Genomic DNA, 22553 nt, shown 5'->3' with positions numbered 1-22553 from the left:
GCACCCTCCCCCGCGAAGGGCACGCCGTTCCGCGGCCGCGTCCGCGGCAAGGTGCTCCTGCTCCTCTGCTGCATGTACGCGATCTCGTACATCGACCGCACCAACATCTCGACCGCGCTCCCCCACATCACCGAGGAGTTCGGTTTCAACGAGACCACCGCCGGTCTCGTCGTGTCGGCCTTCGCCCTGCCCTACGCCCTCCTCCAGGTCTTCGGCGGCACGATCAGCGAGAAGTTCGGGCCGCGGAAGTCCCTCTTCGTCATCACGGTGCTCTGGGGGGTCGCGACGCTCTGGACCGGTCTCTCGGTCGGCTTCTGGACGCTCGCGGCGGCACGCTTCCTCCTCGGGCTCACCGAGGCGGCGGCCTTCCCCGCCGCGACGCAGGCGATGAGCCGGTGGATCCCCCGCGACCGCAACGGCTTCGCGCAGGGGGTCGTGCACTCGGCCGCCCGGCTCGGGAACGCGGTCGCACCGCTCCTCGTCGCGTGGGTGATCGCGGGCACCGGCAACTGGCGGTGGGCGTTCGTCGCCACCGCCCTGCTGTCGATCGGCTGGGGCGTGGTCTGGTTCGTCTGGTTCCGCGACCGACCCGAGTCGGCGAGGGGGATCACCGGGGCCGAGCTGGCCGAGCTCCCGCCCGTCGAGACCCGGGCGACCCGTCCGCCGGTGCCGTGGCGCCAGCTGGCGAAGCAGATCGCGCCGGTGACGTTCGTGGACTTCGGCTACGGATGGACCCTCTGGGTGTTCCTCACCTGGATCCCGACCTTCCTCAGCAGCACGTACGACCTCGAGATCAGCTCCTTCGCGTGGTTCACGTCCGGGGTCCTCCTCGCCGGCGTGGTCGGCGACACGGTCGGCGGGATGCTCAGCGACCGGCTCATCCACCGCGGCGGCGACACCCGGCACGCCCGCAGGATCATCCTGGTGGTCGGGCTCGGCGGGTCGCTGCTCTGCCTGCTCCCCCTCGTGTTCGGCCAGGGGCTCGCCGTCGCGACCGTGTCACTCGCGCTCTCGTTCTTCTTCCTCGAGCTGTGCAACGCGAACCTCTGGGCGATCCCCATGGACGTCGCGCCGCAGTGGTCCGGGACGGCGTCCGGGTTCATGAACACCGGCTTCGGGATCGCCGGCGTCGTCTCGCCGTTCGTCTTCGGGGCCCTGATCGACGCGTCGGGCTGGGAACTGCCGTTTGCCCTGTCGTGCGCGCTGCTCGCCGCGGCCGCAGTCGTCGCCTGGGTGATGAAGCCGCAGCGGCTCACCTCGGTCGGCGGCCGACTCGAGGTCGGCACGCCGGCGGCGGAGCGCACCGGCGCCTGATCGGGCGCCGCTCGCGGTCCGGCCGACCGGACCCACGCCCTGGCGCCGACCACCTGACGGCCTGGAGGCACGGCACCCGTCCGGTGTCGAGCCTCCGGTCCGAGACGCGGCCGGCTCAGCGGTGACCGGACCCACGGCCTGGCGCCGACCACCTGACGGCCTGGAGGCACGGCACCCGTCGGGTGTCGAGCCTCCGGTCCGAGACGCGGCCGGCTCAGCCGGCGGCCGCCACCGCTCGCTTCCGTGCCCTCGCCTCGCGCTGCGCGCGCGAGGCGAGGGACGGTCGACCCGTCAGCGGCACACTCAGCGGGGTCCAGCGGAACGCTTCGGTGAGCACCACCGACAGCACGACCACCAGCACGTAGGTGACGAGGGTCAACCAGGGCTTCGCGACGTGGCCCTCCAGCCAGCTGTCGCCGTACAGCAGCAGCCAGATGACGAACGGGTGGCTGAGGAAGATGCCGAACGAGCGGTCCGAGCCGTAGTCGACCACGCGGGCGAGGAGACTCCCTCGACGACGGCGGTCCGCCCACCGCGCACCGATCGCGAGGAACCCGACGAAGACCGCAGCGCTCCACACGACCTGCACGGGCTGGAGCGGGGTCCCGGCGGCGTACAGCGACTGGCCGAGCAGGACCTGGACGGTCCAGACGCCGAGCGTGCCGACCCCGACGGCGGCGAAGCCCCAGAGCACGCCCCGCCGGTGCACCCGGATGAACCGGAGGAAGGCGTCGGCGTGGTCGGCCGCGATCGCCCCGGACACGATGAAGAAGACGTACGAGAAGAAGAACTGCTTCTGGTAGCCGTGCAGCCAGGCGTCGCTCGCCGGGAAGTACTTGTACCCGGCGAAGACGACGAGCTGCACGACCGCCGCGACCACGAGCACGGTGACGTGGTGTCCTCGGGTCCGCCGGACGAGCCACACCACGACCGGCAGCAGGAGGTACACCTGCATCGTCACGAGGAGGAAGTAGAGGTGGTACCAGGCGACCCCGGTGACGATGCCCTCGGCGTACGTCCGGACGAGGTCGGGCAGGTCGCCGCGACGTGTCGAGCTCAGCAGCCACGCGGACGCCACGTACACGAACGACCACGCCAGGTACGGCACCCCGACGAGCAGGAACCGCTTCGGCCAGAACTGCGCCATCGGCCGGGGTCGGATCTCGTAGCTGTAGACGAGGACGAACGCGGTGAGCGAGAAGAACACCAGGCGGGTGAAGTGCAGCAGGCCGAGCAGCGCGGACAGCCCGACGTCGTCGGTGGCCGCGGTGTGGCTCGTCGTGTGCACGCCGATCACGCACGCGAAGGTCAGGATGCGCAGGACGTCGACCTCGTACAGGTGCCGCGGGCGGCCGTCGGTGGTGCGGGTCGGCGACGCATCGGCCGGCGGTGTCGCGGTGGCTGCGGGGACCGTGCTCACGGCTGCTCCGCCATCGTCCGGACGGCGGCGCGTCGGATCTTGCCCGTGGGTGCCCGCGGCAGGTCCGGGACGACCGTGATCTCGACCGGCCGGCGGAAGCGGGTGAGCTCGGCCTCGGCACGCGCCGCGAGGTCGGTGACGAGCACGTCGGCGTCGACCACGGTGTCGGGCTGCACGATGACGTAGGCGACGGGGACAGCGCCGAGCACGTCGTGGGGCCGGCCGACCACCACGGCTTCGAGCACGCGGTCGTCCCCGAGCAGGACGTCCTCGACCTCGGACGGGTACACCTTCTCGCCGCCGCGGTTGATGACGTCGTCGGAGCGACCGGCGAGGGACACCCATCCGTCGGACGACACCGAGCCGACGTCGCCGGTGCTCAGCCAGTGGTCGGCGTCGAACCGTTCTGCGGCCCGGCCGCCGAGGTAGTGGTCGACGATGCCCGGACCGCGGACCCAGAGCGCGCCGACCTCGTCGGGGCTGGCCACGCTGCCGTCCTCTCGGCGGACCTGCACCTCGCAGCCGACGGGCACCCCCACACTCCCCGGACGGGCCGGGGCGTCGAGTGGTGTCGCGGTGATCTGCGACGCCCCCTCCGTCATCCCCCAACTCACGACGAGCGGCACGTCGCCGAGGGCGTCCCGGACGGGGTCGGGCAGCGGCGCCGAGGCGCTCCGGACGAACCGCAGTCCCTCGGGGAAGTCGAGCGGACCGGTCTTCGCGAGCACGGCGAGGACCGCCGGTACGGCGTTGAGCCACGTCACCCGACGCTCGGCCAGCAGTTCCCAGAACCCGGTCCGGCGGAACCGGCGGTCGAGCACGAGCGTCCCGCCGGCGACGAGGGTCGCGAGGAGCCCGACCACCTCGGCGTTGACGTGGAAGAGCGGGAGGGAGTTGAAGCCGCGGTCGTCCGGTGTGAGACCGTTGTGCGACGCGACCGCACGGGCCACGACGAGCAGCTGCGACTGCGGTAGTTCGACCCCCTTCGGCGTCCCGGTCGAGCCGGAGGTGAAGAGCACGACGGAGCCCTCGCCCGGGGCGTCGAGGACCTCGACCGGCACGTCGCCGTCCCGCACGCTGGTCGGCAGGAAGGTGTGCTCGTCGATCCGGGAGGACGGTGCGCCCTCGACCGTGGCGTCCTCGTCGCGGTCGGAGACCACGAGGCCGGCGCCGCCGATCAGCGCTGCGAGCCGGGCCGGTTCGCCGACGGGCTGCCCGGTGTCGACCGGGACCGAACGGCGACCAGAGGCCACGGCGGCGAGGTGCACGACCGCGAAGGCGAGCGGGTCGCCGAGGTCGACGAGGACGGCGCCCGAATCCGGCACGCCGATGGCGTCGAACGTGGCAGACCACGCCGAGACGGCGGCGTCGAGGCCGCGGTAGGTGAGGGCACGGTCGGAGCGCGCATCCTCGAGGAACGCGCGGTCACCGTCCTCGGTGGCGCGTCGGGCGATCAGGGCGCGCAGGTCGGGGATCTCTGCTGCTGGCTGCACGACCTGAGCGTATTGCGAGATGCTATGACCGGTCCGAGGAACGTGAGGCCTCCACCGGCGGGGTGCTCGCACCGGAGCCCGGTCCGGCGGGACCACCGGACCCCGCGGGGTCGCCGGGCGTGTTCGAGAACCGGTGCAGCAGCCACTGCCAGAGCGACAGCATCACGGGGGTTCCGTCCGCTGCGAGCGGCGTGCTGTCCTTCACGATCCGCGAGTGTGACTGCCCGGGGTCCCCGAGGCCGAGGTCGGTGAGGATCGCGTGCGGGTCCGCGCCGGCGAGCGGCGCCGCGGTGTCGGTGCGGAACGGCCCGGACGACCCGGTCAGCCCGAGCGCGGTCCACGAGCCGCGGATGCGCGGTCCGAACTCGTCGCGGACGTCGTCGATCGCGTACATCCGGGCCACCGGGGTGCGACCCGGTCGGTCCATCCACGCCGCGTGCACCGCGCCGAGCGACTCGACGGGCGAGGAGAACATGAGCGCGCCGCGGACCGACCGGATGTGGGCGATGTACGCAGCCTCACCACCCCCCTGCGAGTGCCCGGCGACGACGATGTCCGACCAGTCGATGTCCTCATGCACGTCGACGAACCGGCCCCAGCCGCCGTCCGGATCGTGGTCGTCGAGGTACTCGATCGCGTTGCGGAACCGGGACACGATCGACCCGGCCGGCGTGACCTCGCTGAACCGCGAGGGACGGCTCCCGTCGAACCGGTTCCGCTGCACCTGGCCGTAGCACCGTGCGTCGGCCTCGCACGTCCCCGAGAGCGTCTTGCCGAGGTTCCAGTAGTCGAGCCCGAGCACGTGGTACCCGTCGCCGAGCGCGGTCGAGAGGAACCGCTGGTACTGCGCCGGCTTCGCGCGGGTCGCCGGGAGGAAGAGCAGCAGCGGGCCGTCGCGGTCGGTCCGGGCGGCGAAGTCGTCCCGGTTCGGCTCGAGCCGCTCCCCCGCGATCGACCCCAACCGGAACCGGTGGAACTCCCCGTCCGGTCCGTGCTCGTCACCTCGTGTGCGTTCCTGGGCCGCCGTCCGTCCGTCGTCCGCGAGGCGCTGCGCAGCGAGGACGTTCGCCGCGACGACCGTGCCCGTCCCGATGGCGAGGAGCAGGACGAACGCGACGGCGAGCAGGAGGCGGTGCTTCACCGGGTGATCCGCGCCCAGACCGCGTCGGCCGACCGGATCGTGTCCTCGAGCGTTCCCGTGGCGTCGACGACGTGGTCCGCGAGGGCCAGACGCTCGGCGTCGCTCGCCTGCGCGGCGACCCGTCGTCCGGCGTCGGCACGGTCCATGCCGCGGTGCTCGACGAGCCGTTCGACGCGCTGTGCCGCAGGCGCGTCGACGACCACGACCGCGTCGAACCGGATCGGCCGGGACCCGGCGGCCTCGGCGAGGAGCGGGACGTCGTACACGACGACGGCATCGGGGTCTGCGGCCGCGGCCTCGTCGAACGCCTGCTGGGCGAGCCGCCAGACCTCCGGGTGGGTGATGCCTTCCAGCGCCTTCCGGGCCTCGGGGTCTGCGAAGACGACGGCACCGAGTGCCGGGCGGTCGAGCGAGCCGTCGGCGGCGATCACCCCCGGACCGAACCGTTCCGCGACCTGCGCCAGACCGGGGCTCCCCGGTGCGACCGCCTGCCTGGCCAACCGGTCGGCGTCGACGACGACAGCCCCGTGCTCCGCCCAGCGAGACGAGACCGTCGACTTGCCGGCGGCGATGCCCCCCGTGAGTCCGATGATGCGCACGGCGACCAGGCTAACGGCGCCGCCCTGCAGAACGCCGGAAGCCCGGCACCCCTCTGCTGAGGGAGTGCCGGGCTTCCGGTCGCGGATGCGACTCGATCAGTTGGTCGAGCTGAGCTTCTCGCGGAGCGCCGCGAGCGAGGCGTCGTCGGCGAGGGTGCCCGCACCGTTCGACTCGCCCGAGAACGAGGCGGACGACGAAGCGCTGGCCGGGAGGTCGAAGCCACCCTGCGCCTCTTCGGCGATGGTCTTCGCGACCTGCGCCTTGTGGGCCTCCCAGCGCGACTGGGCGGCGGCGTACTGCGCCTCCCACTCGGTGCGCTGGGTGTCGAAGCCCTCGAGCCACTCGTTCGTCTCCGGGTCGAAGCCGTCCGGGTACTTGTAGTTGCCCTGGTCGTCGTACTCGGTCGGCATGCCGTAGAGCGCCGGGTCGAACTCGGTGCCCTCGGGGTCCACGCCCTCGTTCGCCTGCTTGAGGCTGAGCGAGATGCGGCGACGGTCGAGGTCGATGTCGATGATCTTGACGAAGACCTCGTCACCGACGGAGACGACCTGCTCGGCGAGCTCGACGTGCTTGTTCGAGAGCTCCGAGATGTGCACGAGGCCCTCGATGCCGTCGGCCACGCGGACGAACGCGCCGAACGGCACGAGCTTCGTGACCTTGCCCGGTGCGATCTGGCCGATCGCGTGGGTACGGGCGAAGACCTGCCACGGGTCCTCCTGCGTCGCCTTGAGCGACAGCGAGACGCGCTCGCGGTCCAGGTCGACCTCGAGGATCTCGACGGTGACCTCCTGGCCGACCTCGACGACCTCGCTGGCGTGCTCGATGTGCTTCCAGCTGAGCTCCGAGACGTGGACGAGACCGTCGACGCCGCCGAGGTCCACGAACGCACCGAAGTTGACGATCGAGGAGACGACGCCCTTGCGGACCTGGCCCTTGTGGAGGTTGTTGAGGAACGTGGTGCGCGACTCGGACTGCGTCTGCTCGAGCAGGGCGCGGCGCGAGAGGACCACGTTGTTGCGGTTCTTGTCGAGCTCGAGGATCTTCGCCTCGAGTTCCTGACCGAGGTACGGCGTGAGGTCGCGGACGCGGCGGAGCTCGATGAGCGAGGCCGGGAGGAAGCCGCGGAGGCCGATGTCGACGATCAGACCGCCCTTGACGACCTCGATGACGGTGCCGGTCACGACGCCGTCGGACTCCTTGATCTTCTCGACGTCGCCCCACGCACGCTCGTACTGCGCGCGCTTCTTCGACAGGATCAGGCGGCCTTCCTTGTCCTCCTTCTGGAGGACGAGGGCCTCGACCTCGTCACCGACCTCGACGACCTCGTTGGGGTCGACGTCGTGCTTGATCGAGAGCTCGCGCGAGGGGATGACACCCTCGGTCTTGTAACCGACGTCGAGGAGGACCTCGTCGCGGTCGATCTTCACGACGGTGCCGGAGATGAGGTCTCCGTCGTTGAAGAACTTCAGGGTCTTCTCGACCTCGGCCAGGAAGTCATCAGCCGAGCCGATGTCGTTGATGGCGACCTGCTTGGGAGCCTTGGTCGTGGTGGTTGTCATGTAGAGATTGCTCCGAACGGACATGAGTCGGGCTGTACGGCGAGGGAGCGACCCTCTGGTCCGCGCCTCGGACGAGGGCGAGCCGGACAGCGGTGTGATTGGTTGGCGCGGATTGCGCCGCACAAGTCTAACCGCACCGGAGGAAGTGCCACAACCGGGCGTGTCGCGGCGCGTCCGGACCCGAGCACGGGCGGACGGGAGGCGCGGTGCGGGCCCGCACCGCGCCTCCCGTCCGTCCTGTGGTCGCGCCCCGGCGGAGCGTCAGCCGACGAGCGCGGTCCGCAGCGTGTCGAGCCCGATGCTGCCGAGCGCGAGCGCGCGGTGGTGGAACGACTTCAGGTCGAACGCCGCACCCTCGCGCGCGGCGACCTCGTCACGGATGGACTCCCACACGCGCTGCCCGACCTTGTACGACGGCGCCTGGCCCGGCCACCCGAAGTAGCGGGCGACCTCGAACCGGACGAACTCCGGCGCCATGTTGACGTTCTGCCCCATGAAGTCGAGTGCGTACTCCCACGTCCACGCACCCCCGTCCGGGTTCGTCTTCTGCAGGTGCACGCCGATGTCGAGCACGACGCGGGCGGCCCGCATCCGCTGGCCGTCGAGCATGCCGAGGCGGTCGCCGTCGTCGTCGAGGAAGCCGAGCTGCTCCATGAGGCGCTCGGCGTAGAGCGCCCAGCCCTCGACGTGCCCGGACGACCCGGCCAGCTGCCGACGCCACGTGTTCAGCTCGCCGCGGTTGTAGACGCCCTGGCTGATCTGCAGGTGGTGGCCGGGCACGCCCTCGTGGTAGACGGTGGTCTTCTCCCGCCAGGTGCCGAACTCGGTCACGCCCTGCGGCACCGACCACCACATCCGGCCGGCGCGCGAGAAGTCGTCGGACGGGCCGGTGTAGTAGATCCCGCCTTCCTGCGTGGGCGCGATCCGGCACTCGAGGCGCTTGATCGGGTCCGGGATGTCGAAGTACTTGCCGTCCATCTCGCGGATCGACTCGTCGCTCGTCTCCTGCATCCACCGCTGCAGGGCGTCGGTGCCGTGCAGGATCCGGGCGGGGTCCTGGTCGAGCACCTCGATCGCCCGGGCGACGCTCGCACCGGACTCGATGCGGTCCGCGATGCGTTCTTGCTCCTCGCGCATCCGAGCGAGCTCCTCGATGCCCCACGCGTAGGTCTCGTCGAGGTCGACCGTGGCCCCGAGGAAGCGGCGGGAGTGCAGCTCGTAGGCCTCCCGGCCGACGGCGTCGACCGGGGTGGCGAGCGGCAGCAGCTCGTGCTCGAGGAACTGCCCGAACGAGCGGTACGCGGCCGCTGCGACGTCCGCGCCACGGCCGAGGTCGGCGCGCAGCGACTCCGGCAGCGCGGCACCGCCGTCGAGGGTGGCGCCGTCGGCGAGCTGCCGGAACATGCCGTCCGGCGCGCCCGTGCGTGCTGCCTGCTCGGCGATGAGCGCGACCTGACGCTTCGCGGGCGTGACCTGCTCGCGGGTGCCCTCGAGCAGGGTCTCGCGGATGCCCTCGAGCGCGTCCGGGAGTGCGGCGAGACGGCTCGCGACGTCCTGCCAGTCGGACTCGGTGGCGGTCGGCATGAGGTCGAGGACCTCGCGGACGTTCTGGGCGGGGCTGGCGATGACGTTGAGGTCGCGGAGGTGCAGCTTCCGCGCGTATGACTCGGCGACCAGGTCGAGCTCGGCGCCGAGGTCTGCCTTCGTGACCCGATCGACGTCGTCGGTGGCCTCGGCGGCGTCGAGGGCACGCTTCGCCGCGGCGGCGGCCTCCGCCATCGCGGTGGCACCGGCGGGCGAGGTGTCGCCGTACTCCCCCGTGCGCCCGGGCACGCCGATGTACGTGGCGACGGTCGGGTCGAGGTCGACGAGGGTGGTCACCCAGTCCTCGGCGACGCGGTCGACGGCGGTGGGCTGACGGGAAGGACGCTCTTCACTCATGCGATCGACCCTACCGAGGGCGGTCCCGGGCATGGGCGGCGGTCCCGGGCGCGGCTGGCGGTCCCGGGCGCGGCCGGCGGTCCCGGGCGCGGCGTGTTCTTCCGGGCGTGGCTGGCGAATCCGGGCGTGGCTGGCGAATCCGGGCATGCCTTGTCTTCCGTTCCGACGAGGTACGCCCGGTTCCGCCATCCATCGCGCACGCAATGGGAAGGATCGGGCGCGGCGTGTTCTTCCGGGCGCGGCTGGCGGTCCCGGGCGTGGGCGGCGGTTCCGGGCGTGGCTGGCGCATCCGGGCATGCCTTGTCTTCCGTTGCGACGAGGTACGCCCGGTTCCGCCATCCATCGCGCACGCACTGGGAAGGATCGGGCGCGGCGCGCCGAGCACCGGCCCCGCTCGGCGCGGTGTGCGCACACGACGGACGGGAGGCGCGGTGCCGGTCGGCTCCGTCCTCTCGCGCGGACACTGCGCAGCGGCACGACCCGGCCCGGCCCGGCCCGGCCCCGTTCGGCCCGGCTCAGCGTGCCAGCCCGGCGCAGCACAGCACAGCGCAGCGCAGCGGCCCGGCGCAGCACAGCGCAGCGCAGCGGCCCGGCGCAGCACAGCGCAGCGCGGCGGCCCGGCTCAGCGTGGCAGCACAGCGCAGCGCAGCGGCACGACCCGGTCCGGTCCGGTCTGGCGCAGCACAGCGCAGCGCAGCGGCACGACCCGGTCCGGTCCGGTCCGGACCGGTCCGGCACAGCACAGTGCAGTGCAACAGAGCGTGATGTCAGCGCATCGCCGCCGAGCGGGCCGCGCCCGTCCGCAGTGTGGTCACGCCGCCGACGCGCCCCGCCGGTGTCAGTGCGCCGCCGCCTCCCAGTTCGGTCCGAGGCCCACCGAGACGTCGAGCGGCACGCTCAGCTCGGCTGCCCCGCCCATGCGGGTACGGAGGATCTCCTCGACCCGGTCCTGCTCGCCCGGCGCGACCTCGAGGATGAGTTCGTCGTGCACCTGGAGGAGCAGGTGCGACTCGAGGTCGCCGTCCCGCAGGTCGGCCGCGACGCCGAGCATCGCGATCTTCATGATGTCTGCCGCGGAGCCCTGGATCGGGGCGTTCAGCGCTGCGCGCTCGGCGTTCTCGCGCAGGACGCGGTTCTGGCTCTTGAGTTCCGGGAAGGGCCGGCGGCGACCGAAGATCGTCTCGGTGTAGCCGTCCTCGCGGGCCTGCTCGACCACGTTGCGGAGGTAGTCGCGGACGGCACCGAAGCGCGCGAAGTACTCCGTCATGAGCGTCCGTGCCTCGGACTGCTCGATGCGCAGCTGCTTCGACAGGCCGAAGGCGCTCAGTCCGTAGGCGAGGCCGTACGACATCGCCTTGACCTTCGTGCGCATCTCGGGCGACACGTCCGCCGGCTCGACGCCGAAGACGCGCGCGCCGACGAAGCGGTGGAGGTCCTCACCCTCGTTGAAGGCCTGGATGAGCCCCGGGTCGCCGGAGAGGTGCGCCATGATCCGCATCTCGATCTGCGAGTAGTCCGCGGTGATGAGCGTCGTGTACGGCTCCGCGACCGCGAACGCCGAGCGCACCCTGCGGCCGACGGCGGTCTTCACCGGGATGTTCTGCAGGTTCGGGTCGGTCGAGGAGATCCGGCCCGTGCTGCTGCCCGTCTGCTCGTACCGGGTGTGGATGCGGCCGTCGACGATCGCGGCGTCGAGGGTGTCGACGATCTGGCGGAGCTTCGTGGCGTCGCGGTGCTGGAGCAGCAGCCCGAGGAACGGGTGCGGGTGCTGCTCCTGCAGGTCGGCGAGGCTCGCGGCGTCGGTCGAGAACCCGGTCTTGGTCTTGCGGGTCTTCGGCATCGCGAGCTCGGTGAACAGGACCTCCTGGAGCTGCTTCGGCGAGCCCAGGTTCACCTCGTGCCCGATCTCGGCGAAGGCCTGCTGGGCGAGGTCGGCGGCGCGCTCCCCCAGCTCGTGCGACAGGTTCGTGAGGACGGGCCGGTCGATCGCGACGCCGGTGGTCTCCATGGCGGCGAGGACGTGCACGAGCGGCAGCTCGATGTCGTCGAGGACCCGCAGCGAGGACTCGTCGAGCCGGGCGCGGATCGCGGTCGTGACGCGGAGCACGTACCAGGCGTGCACCCCGACGTTGACCGGGTCGGTCTCGGGCACGAGCTGGTTCGGGTCGGCGATGGGGAGTTCCTCGCCGAGCTCCTGGTACACGAGGTCGGCGAGGGGCTGCCCCTGCTTGCCGGGCTGCGCCAACCACCCGAGGATCCGGGCGTCGCCGGCGAGGCCGTTCACCGTGAAGCCAACCGTTCCGAGCACCTTGATCGCGGTCTTGGCGTCGTGGAAGTGCTTCGGGGCGTCCGAGGCGAACCACGCCGCGAGCTGCTCGTAGTCCTTCGCACCGCTGCCACCGGGGACGAGCACGGCGTCGTCGTGGGTCGCGATGCCGATCGCGCTGAGACGGCCGTCGATGACCTCGACCGCGACGCCGAAGCCGTTCGCCGCGTCCTTCGCCTTGCGCTCGAGCCAGTACCCGAGCTCTTCGTCGATGATCGTGGTCACCTTCGGCGGCGTCGGGGCACCGTCGTCGACACCGCCCTCGGCCGCGGTCGGCTCGGACGGCTCTCCGGTGCCCGCGACCTTGAACACGCGATCGAGCAGGGTGCGGAACTGGAGCTTGGCGAAGAGGTCGCGGACCGCCTGCTCGTCGAGCGGGCGGAGTGCGACGTCGGCCGGGCCGACCGGCAGCTCGACGTCGTTGACGAGTCGGTTGAGCTTGCGGTTCCGGACCGCGCGGTCTTTCTGCTCGCGGAGGTTGTTGCCGACCACGCCCTTGATCTCGTCGGCGTGCTCGAGCACCCCGTCGAGCGAGCCGTAGAGGTTGATCCACTTGACGGCGGTCTTCTCGCCGACCTTGTCGATGCCGATCAGGTTGTCGCTGGTCTCGCCGACGAGGGCCGCGATGTCCGGGTACTGGTGCGGCTCGATGCCGTAGCGCTCGTACACCTTGTCGCGGTCGTAGCGGGTGAGCTCGGAGACACCGCGGACCGACGGGTACAGCAGCGTGACGTCGTCGTTCACGAGCTGGATGGAGTCGCGGTCTCCGGAGACGACGTACACCTGGTAGCCCTGCTCGGCCCCCTGGCGGGCGAGGGTGGCGAGGATGTCGTCGGCCTCGTAGTCCTCCTTCGTCACCGTCGTGATGCCCATGGCCTCGAGCGCCTGCTGCAGGAGCGGGATCTGCCCCTTGAACTCCGGCGGGGTCTCGGAGCGGGTGCCCTTGTAGTCCTCGTACTCACGGGTGCGGAACGAGAACCGGGAGATGTCGAACGCGACCGCGAGGTGGGTCGGCTTCTCACGCTGGAGGAGCATGAGCAGCATCGAGATGAAGCCGTGGATGGCGTTCGTGTGCTGCCCCTCGCGGTTCACGAAACTGTCGACCGGGAGCGCGTAGAACGCCCGGAACGCGAGGGAGTGGCCGTCGATGACCATGAGGGTAGGCTTTGCGGAGTCCGACACCCGGACAGCCTACCGACGCCATCCGACACGGGAGTCCTGCGCGCGTGACCGACGACACGACCACCACGACGACGGTCGACGGCCGCCTGGCCGAGCGCGGCATGGGCGAGCTCGCCGAGAAGATGGGCATGGTCATCACCGAGCTCACGGCCGAGCGCGCGGTGGGGACGATCCCGGTCGAGGGCAACCGGCAGCCGGTCGGACTCCTCCACGGCGGCGCGTACGTCGTCCTCGCGGAGAGCCTCGGCTCGATGGCCGCCAACGTCCACGCCGGCCCCGGGCGCTACGCCGTCGGCATCGAACTGAACGCCTCGCACTCCCGCAGTGCCACGAGCGGCACCGTCACCGGCACCTGCACCGCGATCCACCTCGGCAACACCCTCACCACGCACGAGATCGTCCTCACCGACGACCAGGGGCGGCGCTGCTCCACCGTGCGCATCACCAACATGATCCGCGACGCCCGCTGACCCGACCGCACCGTCGAGCACGCCCCACGCGCGTCGACGAGCGGTCACGACACCCCGCCTGCGTCCGCGCTGGGCGCCGGACGTGTCGCCTCGCGGCGGGGACAGCGACACGTCGTGCGCCCACGGCGCCCACACCCGGGCGTGCCGGACGGGAGGCCCGTGGCGGGCGCGCACCGTGCCTCCCGGCGGTCGTGTGGTGACGACGAACGAGGAGAGCGCCGTCTCCCCGAGGGGAGACGGCGCTCTCGTGCGAGCGACGGGGTCGCTACTTCTTGGCGCTGAGCTGCTCGATGATCGCCTTGGCGACGTCGTGCATGGTCAGGCGGCGGTCCATCGACGCCTTCTGGATCCAGCGGAACGCCTCGGGCTCGGTGAGGCCCATCTTCTCGTTGAGCAGGCCCTTGGCGCGGTCGACGAGCTTGCGGGTCTCGAAGCGCTCGACGAGGTCCGCGACCTCGGCCTCGAGCGTGATGATCTGCTGGTGGCGCGAGAGGGCGATCTCGATCGCGGGGAGCAGGTCGTTCGGGGTGAACGGCTTGACGACGTAGGCGAGGGCACCGGCCTCTGTCGCGCGCTCGACGAGGTCCTTCTGGCTGAACGCCGTGAGCAGGACCACGGGAGCGATGTGGTTCTTGGAGAGCTTCTCGGCGGCGGAGATGCCGTCGAGCTGCGGCATCTTGACGTCCATCACGACGAGGTCGGGGCGGAGGTCGGTGGCGAGCTGCACGGCGGTCTCGCCGTCACCCGCTTCACCGACGACGTCGAACCCGTTGTCGCGGAGGATCTCGACGATGTCGAGGCGGATGAGCGACTCGTCCTCGGCGACGACGACGCGACGCGGTGCTGCTGGGGTTGCTTCTGTGTCACTCACGAACGGAACCTTACTAGAAATCGCCTGCACTCCTTGCTGGGCAGGCCCTGGTACGAGTGGCGGGATTCGAACCCGCACGCCGTGAGGCAGAGCATTTTGAGTGCCCCGTGTCTACCGTTCCACCACACTCGCGAGGACATCAGGCTAGCAGTACCCGCAGGTCGAACACGGCGCCACGGAGGCCGACGGCGGCGCCCTGGCCGTCGCGTCGTCCGGCGTGCGCGAGCGACCCGCCGTGCGCCTCGGCGATGCCCCGCGCGATCGGCAGCCCGAGTCCGGCGCCGCCGGAACGGACGTCCCGGGACGCCTCGAGCCGGACGAGCCGCTCGAACACCCGCTCCCGTTCGGACGTCGGGATGCCCGGGCCGTCGTCCTCGACGCGGACGACTGCTTCCCCGGGCTCGTCCGTCAACGTGAGGCGGACGGTACCGCCCGTCCCCGCGGCCCGCGCGGCGTTGTCGACGAGGTTGCCGACGACCTGGGCGAGCCGGTCCGGGTCGACGTCGGCGACGACCGGGTGCCCGGGCACGGTCGTCTCGACGGTCGTCGCTGGCAGCCGGAGCCGCAGCCGGTCCACCTCTGCCACGAGCCACGGCCCGAGGTCGGTCGGCCGCCGGTCGAGGGCGATCCCGCGGTCGAGGCGGGCCATCGTCAGCATGTCGTCGACGAGCCGGGCCGCACGGTCCGCCTGCCGTACGACGTGGACCGCGAGCTCCTCGTTCGTCGCGGGGTCCGCGGCACCGTTCCTGACCAGCGTGTCGGCGGCTGCCCGGACGCCGGCGACCGGGGTCCGGAGCTCGTGCGCGGCGTCGGAGAGGAACCCGCGCACCCGTTCCTCGGCGGCGACGGCCTTCGCCTCCGCGCCCTCGACGGCGTCGAGCATCTCGTCGAACGCGAGCGCGACCCGTCCGATCTCGGTGTCCGTCCGCTCCGGGCGGAGCCGCCGACCGCGGTCCCCAGAGGCGATCGAGCGTGCCGCTCCGGTCATCTCGTCGAGCGGTCGCATGGTGCGGCGCACCACGAGGACGAGACCGATGACCGCGACGCCGAGGAACGCCGCAGACGCGCCGCCCATCACCCAGCCGAGCTGCGCGAGGGTCTCCTGGACGTCGCGGGTCCCGGCGGTGAGGGTGATCTCCGTCCCGTCGGCCAGGCCCGAGCGGAGTGTCAGCACGCCGTCGTCGTCCTGCACGGAGGACGACGTGATCCGTGTGCCGGCCGTCGACGTGCTGGTCGAGCCCGCGGCCGAGGACCCGGTGGCCGCCGTTCGTCCCGTGCCCGCGGCGTCCGCCTGCGCAGCGGGTCCCGGCAGCCCGCCCGGGTCCGGCGGACCCTTCCGCAACTGGTCCGGCGTGGGTCCGGCCTCGACGGCGGCGCCGTCGGGCTCGACGATGCGGACCGAGAGCCCCTGCGCCGACAGCCGGTCGGCGAGGTCGTCCGCGTCGAGCACCCCCACGAGCGCGGCGGCCGCCGACGCCCGGTCGCGCAGTCGGTCCTCGACCTGCGCCGTGAGCCGGGCGCCGAGGACGGCCTCGACCGCCACGACGAGTCCCGCGAGCAGCACGGCCAGCAGCACGGTGACTGCGACGACGGTGCGGAGCCGGAGGGACGTCGTGCGGAGCGGTCGCCCGGCTGCGAGGACGTCCCTGCTCACGCGGCACCCCGGTCGACCGCGAGTCGGTACCCGAGCCCCCGCACGGTGTGCACGAGGCGGGGGCCGTGGGCCTCCATCTTCCGGCGCAGTGCGCTGAGGTGGACCTCGACCACGTTCGGGGCGATGTCCTCGTAGCCCCAGACCTGCGTCGTGATCTGCGCCTTCGAGACCGTGCGCCCGCGGCTCTCGGCGAGGAACCGGAGCAACCGGAACTCCGTCGCGGTGAGGTCGAGCAGGACGCCGGCGCGTCGGACCGTCGACGCGTCGGGGTCCAGGACGAGGTCCGCCACCTCGATCACGGACGGCACCCGACCGCGCCGACGCAGCACCGCCGTCACGCGGGCGACGAGTTCGGCCATCGCGAAGGGCTTCACGACGTAGTCGTCCGCACCCTCGGCGAACCCGCGCAGCCGGTCATCGAGCTCGTCGCGCGCGGTCGTCATCACGACGGCGGCGTCCGACCGGGCACGGATCCGTGCGGCGAGCAGGATGCCGCTCGGGCCGGGGAGCATCCAGTCGAGGAGCACGAGGTCGGGGGCCGTCCGGTCGAGGTCCTCGGCGATGCTCCGGCCGTCCGCGGCCTCGGCGACGACGAAGCCCTCGGCGCGGAGGGTCGTCGCCACCGCGGTCCGGAGGGAGTCGTCGTCCTCGACCACGAGGATGCGTGCGGGTGCGTTCACGGCGGACACCGTAGGTCGGCACCGCCATCACGGAGCCTGGAACGGCCTGGAGAAACCCTGTGCGCCGCACATGCTTCAGTCCTGCTTCAGATTCGGATCCGAGCGTCTCCTCCGCGGCGGTCCGACCGGACCCGTCGCTCGACGAACAGGAGACACCATGCAGCACGAACAGGACGACCAGCCCGTCGCCGGCCGCCGACGCCGGACCCTCCGAGCGGTCGGCATCGGCGCCGCCGCGGCAGCGGTGCTGGTCCTCGGCGGGGTCGGCGTGACGGCGGCGATGGCCGCTCCGAGTGCACCGACCGTGGCACCGTCCGGCGCCCCCTCCGGTGCGCCCAGCGGGGCTCCGAGCGGCGCCCCCACGGGTGCACCCAGCGGCGCGCCGAAGGCCGACCAGGACGGCGCCGCCGGACCCGCAGCGGCCCCCGGGTGCGTCGCCGGCCCGCTCGCCGACGGGAAGGCTCCGACCCCGCCGAAGGACGGGAAGGCACCGACCCCGCCGAAGGACGGGAAGGCACCGACCCCGCCGAAGGACGGGAAGGCACCGACCCCGCCGAAGGACGGGAAGGCACCGACCCCGCCCGCCGCACCGGAGGACGGCACGGCACCGACCGAGAGCGGCCCCGCCACGCCCGCACCGACGACGGGGTCCTGACCGGGTGACCGCACCCGGTGCGGGAGGCGCGCACCGTCGGCCGACGCGCCGACGCGTGCCGCGCCTCCCGGCCGTCCACCCGGGTGTCTCAAGGACGGTCGATCGCCTCGATCGCAGCGACCACGCCTGCCCGACGCGGCGACCGACGCGGAAGGACCGCGAGCAGCGCGCGCAGGACCTGTTCGTCGGCAGCACCGTCTGCCGTGCGTGCCCACGCCTGGAGCGCGTCGACGCCGCCGTCGGCGAGCAGCGCCTCCCGGAACCGGGAGCGCACCCGGTCGCGCAGGTCGTCGACGCCCGGTGACGCGGACCCGGGGAGGACCGGCCCGGTGTACCGGTCGACGGCCTGGAGGCGCGCCCCGCGGTCGAGCGCGGACAGCACGCTGTCGACGTCGGTCCGGATCCCGGACAGACGGTAGGGCCGCGACGTCAGACGCGCGTCCGGAGCGTGGTCCGCGAGCACCCGTCGGAGCCGGACCACCTCGGCGCGCAACGTCGTCACCGCCTGCACGTCGCCGTAGACGGCGACCGCGAGGTCCGCGGCCGCGAGCCCGGCCGGCGCGGCGGCGAGCACGGCGAGGATCTCCGAGTGCCGCTCGGACAGCCGCACGCTGCCGGAGGCGGTCCGGAGCGTCGCCGTGTCCGAGCCGAGCAGGTCGAGACCGGTCGGGGTCGGACGGGGCGTCGGAGCGACGGGGCGGCGGAGCGCGGCGAGGGTGAGTTCGGCCTCGGCGGCAGCCGCGGTCGCGGTGAGCAGCGGGAGTGTGTGCCGCTCGACCGCGCGTTCGTCGCCCGTGAGGTCGAGCGCACCGATCACGCGACCCGAGGCGTCGCGGAGCGGGACCGCCGTGCAGGAGAACGCCTTCACGGCCGTCGCGTAGTGCTCCTCGGCACGGATCTGGACGGGGCGACCGAGCCGGAGCGCGGTCCCCGGAGCGCTCGTGCCCGCGTGCTCCTCGGCCCAGTCGGCGCCCGCGACGAACCCCATCCCCTCCGCCGCGCTGCGGGCCCGGCGCGCACCCTCGACCCAGACCAGTCGCCCGGCGGCGTCCGTCACGGCGACGATGCACCCGGCGGACCGGGCGTCGTCGAGGAGCAGGCGACGGACCACGGGCAGCGCGGTCCCGAGTGGGCCGGCACGGCGCAGGGCGTCGAGTTCGTCGTCACCGAGCGCGACCTCGGGGAGGCCGTCCGGGTCGACGCGGGCGGACCGCTGCCACGACTCGGCGACGAGCGGACGGAGCCCGGACGGTGCGCGCACATGCCCTCCTGTCCGGAACCCCGACCGCATCGTCGCGGCTGGTGCGGTCAGCCTACGTCCGACCACTCGCCGGGGCCAGACCCAGGTCGAGCAGTTCGTCGTCGGTGAGCATCCGCGACCGTGTCAGGAACCGCTTGCCCTCCGGGACCTCCAGCGAGAAGCCCGCACCACGGCCGTCGACGACGTCGATCGTGAGGTGCGTGTACTTCCAGTACTCGAACTGCGAGCGGGACATGTACACCTCGACCGGGTCGGTGCCGTCGACGTCCAGCGCGCCGAGGAGCACGTCACCGGGGCCGGTGCGGAACATCCCGACCGGGTAGCACATCGGGCTCGAGCCGTCGCAGCAGCCGCCGGACTGGTGGAACATGAGCGGGCCGTGCCGGGCGGCGAGGGACCGCAGGAGCTCCCCCGCCGCCGGCGTGACCGCCACGCGGGCGGTGGCGGGCCGGGCCGCCGCCCCGCCGTGGACGTCCGTCATCAGAAGAAGCCCATCGGGCCCTCGGCGTAGGACACGAGGAGGTTCTTCGTCTGCTGGTAGTGCTCGAGCATCATCTTGTGGTTCTCGCGCCCGATGCCGGACTGCTTGTACCCGCCGAACGCCGCGCCCGCCGGGTACTGGTGGTACGTGTTCGACCACACACGGCCGGCCTGGATGTCCCGTCCGGCGCGGTAGAGCGTCGTGGCCTCGCGGCTCCACACGCCGGCCCCGAGCCCGTACAGCGTGTCGTTGGCGATCCGGATGGCGTCGTCGTACCCGCTGAACGACGTGAGCGCCAGGACCGGGCCGAAGATCTCCTCCTGGAAGATCCGCATCGAGTTGTCGCCCTCGAAGATCGTCGGCGTGACGTAGTAGCCGCCGGACAGCTCACCGCCGAGGTCGGCCCGCTCACCGCCGGTCAGCAGCTTCGCGCCCTCCTGCTTGCCGATGTCGATGTAGCTCAGGATCTTCTCGAGCTGGTCGTTCGACGCCTGCGCCCCGATCATCGTCGCCGGGTCGAGCGGGTGGCCCTGCTTGACGGCGCGCACCCGGTCGAGTCCGTCCGCGACGAAGCCGTCGTAGATCTCCTCCGCCACGAGCGCCCGTGACGGACACGTGCAGACCTCACCCTGGTTGAGGTTGAAGAACGCGAAGCCCTCGAGTGCCTTGTCGTAGAAGGCGTCCCGCTCCTGCGCGACGTCGGCGAAGAAGACGTTCGGGCTCTTGCCGCCGAGCTCGAGCGTGACCGGGATGAGGTTCTGCGACGCGTACTGCATGATGAGCCGGCCCGTCGTGGTCTCGCCCGTGAACGCGACCTTCCGGATGTCCGGGTGCTGGGCGAGCGGTGCGCCGACCTCGATGCCGAAGCCGTTCACGACGTTGAGCACCCCGGCCGGGAGCAGGTCGCGGATGAGTTCGACGAGCACGTGGATCGAGGCGGGGGTCTGCTCCGCGGGCTTCAGCACGACGCAGTTGCCCGCGGCGAGGGCCGGAGCGAGCTTCCACACCGCCATGAGGATCGGGAAGTTCCACGGGATGATCTGGCCGACGACGCCGAGCGGCTCGTGGAAGTGGTAGGCCACGGTGTCGTGGTCGATCTCCCCCGTCGAGCCCTCCTGCGCGCGGATCGCGCCCGCGAAGTACCGGAAGTGGTCGATCGCGAGCGGGATGTCCGCGCCGAGGGTCTCACGGATCGGCTTGCCGTTCTCCCACGTCTCCGCGACCGCGAGCATCTGGAGCTGGTCCTCCATGCGGTCGGCGATCCTGTTGAGGATCCCGGCGCGCTCGGCGACGCTCGTTCGGCTCCACGCCGGGAACGCCCTCCACGCTGCCTCGACGGCCCGGTCGACGTCCGTGGAGTCGCCGCGGGCGACCTCGCAGAAGACCTTGCCGGTGACGGGGGTCGGGTTCTCGAAGTACTGTCCGCCCGCCGGGGCGACGTACTCCCCTCCGATGAAGTGGTCGTAGCGCGACCGGTACTCGACGAGCGACCCTTCCTCGCCGGGGGCGGCGTAGGTGGCGGGTGACGGTGCGATGGTCATGGTGGACACCTTTCGACGACGTTGTCGGCGGCGCTGGGTCCGCGCCTGCCCGCACGCTACGACCGCGGGGGTTGCATCCGGTTGCACGATCGGTGGCCGGGCGACCGGCACCCGGGCGGAGCAGCGAGGGCCGGGCTGGACAGCGGCGCCTGCGCAACCGGCCGCCGTCGGTCGCGGTAGCGTCGGTTCCGAGCAGGCCCGACCGCGGCCGACCAGGGAAGGAGTGCTCGTGGACTCTCGTGCCGTCCGGACGTTCCGCGTCTTCGTCGTCGTGACCGCCGTCGTCGCGATCGCCCTGGGCATCGTCGCGGTGGTCTGGCCACGCCCGACGCTCGCGCTCCTCGCGGTGGTGTTCGGCGTCTACCTCGTCGTGTCGGGTGCCCTCCGGGTGTTCGCCGCGGTCCGTGGCCACGGGACGGCACCGGTCTGGCGGTGGTCGTCGGGCGTCGTCGGCGTGCTCGTCGGCCTCGCCGGGCTGCTCTGCCTGGTCGACCCCGCCGTGCCACTCGTGGTGTACGCGGTGCTCACCGGCGTCGGGTTCATCGTGGAGGGTGCCGTGTCGATCGTCGGCGCGGTCGTCGGACATCCCGGGTCGTCCCGCGTCCCGACCGCGGTGAGCGGCGTGCTGTCGGTCCTCGGCGGCGTCGCGGTGCTGCTCGCCCCCACCCTCGCGCTGGCGGTCTTCACGGTGCTCGCCGGCATCGCCCTGGTCGTCGTCGGCGCCGCCGCGCTGCTGCTCCTCCCCCCGCGGGCGGCCGCCCGACGCTGACGGGCACCGCGGCTACGCGGCGCCCGTCCCGAACAGCAGCCCGAGCCCGTACGTCACGACCGCCGCGCCGAACCCGATCGCGAGCTGCCGCAGCGCCCGCCTGAGCGGGGAGGCACCGCTGAGCACCCCGACCACCGCCCCGGTCCCGAGCAGCGCGATCCCGACGAGCACACCGGCGACCGTGATGGCCGGCCAACCCTCGAGTCCGAAGGCGTACGGCAGGATCGGGATGACCGCGCCGGAGGCGAAGAAGCAGAAGCTCGAGAGCGCCGCGCTCATCCCGTTGCCGATCGCCTCGTGCTCGTCGCGCGTCGGCGTGGACCCGGTGTCGGCGGACCCTCCGAGCCCGGCGATCACCTCGGCGGCGTGCGCGTGCGCCGCGGCCTCGTCCATCCCCCGCGCCCGGTAGACGAGCGCGAGTTCGTTCGCGTCGACGTCGAGGTCCGCCACCGCACGTCCGGCCTCGGGGTGCGGCGCCGACGCCTCGAGCAGTTCGCGCTGCGACCGGACCGACACGTACTCGCCCGCGCCCATCGACAGCGCACCGGCGAGGAGCCCCGCGATGCCGCTCAGGAGGACGAAGTGGCGGTCGGCCCCGGAGGCGCTGATGCCGATGATGAGCGCGAGGTTCGAGACGAGGCCGTCGTTCGCGCCGAAGACGGCGGCTCGGAACGTCCCGGACAGGCGCATCCGGCCGCGGTTCGCGAGCCCGCGGACGACCTCGCCGTGGATGCGTTCGTCGGCCGCCATCCGGGCGGTGGCGTCGTCGTCGTCCGCGTACGGCGAGCGGTCCTCGGCCCGTTGCATGAGCGCGAGCACGAACACCGAACCGAACCGCTTCGCGAGCGACGCCAGGACCCGGGTGCGCAGGCTCCCGCGCTGCGGTCGACCGACCCGGTCGCCGAGGAGGTCGAGCCAGTGCTGCTCGTGCCGTCCCTCCGCCTCCGCGAGGGCGGCGAGGATCTCGCGCTCCTCGCCGTCGCGACGCGCGGCGAGGTTCCGGTAGACGGCGGCCTCCGCGCGCTCGTCCGCGAGGTAGCGGCGCCACCGTCGGACGTCGGCCCCGGTGGGTGCTGACACGGTGTCGTCCTGGAGGCTCACAGCACCCATCCTGCCCGGTCGCGCGAGGAGGTGGTCACGTCGGCCGCGGGGCGGACGGGGCGGACGTCACCGGGGCGGCTGCGGGGAGGAGGCC

General features: G+C 72.3%; 18 protein-coding genes and 1 tRNA gene. 4 read left to right on the top strand and 15 right to left on the bottom strand.

The genetic code is table 11. The annotated features are described in order from the left end of the window. On the top strand, positions 1 to 1314 hold a 1314-nt coding region (locus NS184_RS03265; protein ID WP_206556252.1), incomplete at its 5' end, for an MFS transporter. Positions 1315 to 1528: 214 nt separating this feature from the next. Here NS184_RS03265 and NS184_RS03260 read toward each other — a convergent pair. The 7 genes from NS184_RS03260 to polA all read right to left on the bottom strand — a co-directional run bounded on the left by NS184_RS03260 (position 1529) and on the right by polA (position 12976). Then, complete coding sequence (locus NS184_RS03260; protein WP_058724712.1) at positions 1529 to 2734, bottom strand: acyltransferase; 1206 nt, start codon at positions 2732 to 2734, stop codon at positions 1529 to 1531. Further along, complete coding sequence (locus tag NS184_RS03255; RefSeq protein ID WP_058724711.1) at positions 2731 to 4227, bottom strand: class I adenylate-forming enzyme family protein; 1497 nt, start codon at positions 4225 to 4227, stop codon at positions 2731 to 2733. The genes NS184_RS03260 and NS184_RS03255 overlap by 4 nt, the downstream gene beginning before the upstream one ends. 22 nt (positions 4228 to 4249) lie before the next feature. Further along, on the bottom strand, positions 4250 to 5368 hold the full coding sequence (locus NS184_RS03250; protein ID WP_058724710.1) for a BPSS1187 family protein: 1119 nt from the start codon (positions 5366 to 5368) through the stop codon (positions 4250 to 4252). Beyond that, on the bottom strand, positions 5365 to 5967 hold the full coding sequence (gene coaE, locus NS184_RS03245; RefSeq protein WP_058724709.1) for a dephospho-CoA kinase: 603 nt from the start codon (positions 5965 to 5967) through the stop codon (positions 5365 to 5367). The genes NS184_RS03250 and coaE overlap by 4 nt, the downstream gene beginning before the upstream one ends. Positions 5968 to 6063: 96 nt before the next feature. After that, complete coding sequence (rpsA, locus tag NS184_RS03240; protein WP_058724708.1) at positions 6064 to 7527, bottom strand: 30S ribosomal protein S1; 1464 nt, start codon at positions 7525 to 7527, stop codon at positions 6064 to 6066. A gap of 261 nt (positions 7528 to 7788) precedes the next feature. After that, positions 7789 to 9468 carry a DUF885 domain-containing protein gene (locus NS184_RS03235; protein ID WP_058724707.1) on the bottom strand — a complete coding sequence of 560 codons (1680 nt, stop codon included), beginning with the start codon at positions 9466 to 9468 and terminating at the stop codon, positions 7789 to 7791. Positions 9469 to 10306: 838 nt separating this feature from the next. Further along, positions 10307 to 12976, bottom strand: coding sequence for a DNA polymerase I (gene polA, locus NS184_RS03230; RefSeq protein ID WP_058724706.1), 2670 nt, complete (start codon positions 12974 to 12976; stop codon positions 10307 to 10309). 101 nt (positions 12977 to 13077) lie between these two features. Between polA and NS184_RS03225 the strand changes: the two genes are divergently transcribed. Continuing rightward, on the top strand, positions 13078 to 13446 hold the full coding sequence (locus tag NS184_RS03225; RefSeq protein WP_058724714.1) for a PaaI family thioesterase: 369 nt from the start codon (positions 13078 to 13080) through the stop codon (positions 13444 to 13446). A gap of 265 nt (positions 13447 to 13711) precedes the next feature. Here NS184_RS03225 and NS184_RS03220 read toward each other — a convergent pair whose 3' ends face one another. The 4 genes from NS184_RS03220 to NS184_RS03205 form a co-directional block, all read right to left on the bottom strand. Beyond that, positions 13712 to 14317, bottom strand: a complete 606-nt coding sequence (locus tag NS184_RS03220; protein WP_022903868.1) for an ANTAR domain-containing response regulator — start codon at positions 14315 to 14317, stop codon at positions 13712 to 13714. Positions 14318 to 14365: 48 nt separating this feature from the next. Beyond that, positions 14366 to 14449 (bottom strand) — tRNA-Leu (locus NS184_RS03215). A 7-nt stretch (positions 14450 to 14456) separates the two neighbouring features. Then, positions 14457 to 15971 carry a sensor histidine kinase gene (locus NS184_RS03210; protein ID WP_058724705.1) on the bottom strand — a complete coding sequence of 505 codons (1515 nt, stop codon included), beginning with the start codon at positions 15969 to 15971 and terminating at the stop codon, positions 14457 to 14459. Further along, complete coding sequence (locus NS184_RS03205) at positions 15968 to 16651, bottom strand: response regulator transcription factor (RefSeq protein WP_058724713.1); 684 nt, start codon at positions 16649 to 16651, stop codon at positions 15968 to 15970. Before NS184_RS03205 ends, NS184_RS03210 begins: the two co-directional genes overlap by 4 nt. 157 nt (positions 16652 to 16808) lie before the next feature. Between NS184_RS03205 and NS184_RS03200 the strand changes: the two genes are divergently transcribed. After that, complete coding sequence (locus NS184_RS03200; protein ID WP_058724704.1) at positions 16809 to 17306, top strand: hypothetical protein; 498 nt, start codon at positions 16809 to 16811, stop codon at positions 17304 to 17306. A gap of 88 nt (positions 17307 to 17394) precedes the next feature. Here NS184_RS03200 and NS184_RS03195 read toward each other — a convergent pair whose 3' ends face one another. Genes NS184_RS03195 through exaC form a run of 3 tightly spaced genes read right to left on the bottom strand, consistent with a single transcriptional unit; the run spans position 17395 to position 20589 of the window. After that, positions 17395 to 18567, bottom strand: coding sequence for a GAF domain-containing protein (locus tag NS184_RS03195; RefSeq protein ID WP_058724703.1), 1173 nt, complete (start codon positions 18565 to 18567; stop codon positions 17395 to 17397). 52 nt (positions 18568 to 18619) lie between these two features. Beyond that, positions 18620 to 19048: a DUF779 domain-containing protein gene (locus NS184_RS03190; protein WP_058724702.1), complete on the bottom strand. Its 429-nt coding sequence runs from the start codon at positions 19046 to 19048 to the stop codon at positions 18620 to 18622. Beyond that, the gene (gene exaC / locus NS184_RS03185; protein WP_058724701.1) at positions 19048 to 20589 is read right to left on the bottom strand and encodes an acetaldehyde dehydrogenase ExaC; all 1542 of its coding nucleotides are present in this window, start codon (positions 20587 to 20589) and stop codon (positions 19048 to 19050) included. Before exaC ends, NS184_RS03190 begins: the two co-directional genes overlap by 1 nt. Before the next feature lie 229 nt (positions 20590 to 20818). On the opposite strand from exaC, the gene NS184_RS03180 reads away from it, so the two are divergent. Further along, positions 20819 to 21358, top strand: coding sequence for an HdeD family acid-resistance protein (locus NS184_RS03180; RefSeq protein WP_193750379.1), 540 nt, complete (start codon positions 20819 to 20821; stop codon positions 21356 to 21358). A 12-nt stretch (positions 21359 to 21370) separates the two neighbouring features. Here NS184_RS03180 and NS184_RS03175 read toward each other — a convergent pair whose 3' ends face one another. Continuing rightward, positions 21371 to 22468: a VIT1/CCC1 transporter family protein gene (locus NS184_RS03175; RefSeq protein ID WP_058724699.1), complete on the bottom strand. Its 1098-nt coding sequence runs from the start codon at positions 22466 to 22468 to the stop codon at positions 21371 to 21373. Positions 22469 to 22553 lie beyond the last annotated feature (85 nt).

Origin of the sequence: Curtobacterium luteum (assembly GCF_001475545.1) — a bacterium.
Lineage (GTDB): Bacteria > Actinomycetota > Actinomycetes > Actinomycetales > Microbacteriaceae > Curtobacterium > Curtobacterium luteum_A.
This window is presented reverse-complemented; position numbering and strand designations above follow the sequence as displayed.

Bases quoted from the DNA above. Each gene is read 5' to 3' on its own strand.
- NS184_RS03225 (WP_058724714.1), top strand. From the start codon at position 13,078: ATGGGCGAGCTCGCCGAGAAGATGGGCATGGTCATCACCGAGCTCACG.
- exaC (WP_058724701.1), bottom strand. From the start codon at position 20,589: ATGACCATCGCACCGTCACCCGCCACCTACGCCGCCCCCGGCGAGGAA.
- NS184_RS03190 (WP_058724702.1), bottom strand. From the start codon at position 19,048: ATGACGGACGTCCACGGCGGGGCGGCGGCCCGGCCCGCCACCGCCCGC.
- rpsA (WP_058724708.1), bottom strand. From the start codon at position 7,527: ATGACAACCACCACGACCAAGGCTCCCAAGCAGGTCGCCATCAACGAC.
- NS184_RS03200 (WP_058724704.1), top strand. From the start codon at position 16,809: ATGCAGCACGAACAGGACGACCAGCCCGTCGCCGGCCGCCGACGCCGG.
- NS184_RS03175 (WP_058724699.1), bottom strand. From the start codon at position 22,468: ATGGGTGCTGTGAGCCTCCAGGACGACACCGTGTCAGCACCCACCGGG.
- NS184_RS03235 (WP_058724707.1), bottom strand. From the start codon at position 9,468: ATGAGTGAAGAGCGTCCTTCCCGTCAGCCCACCGCCGTCGACCGCGTC.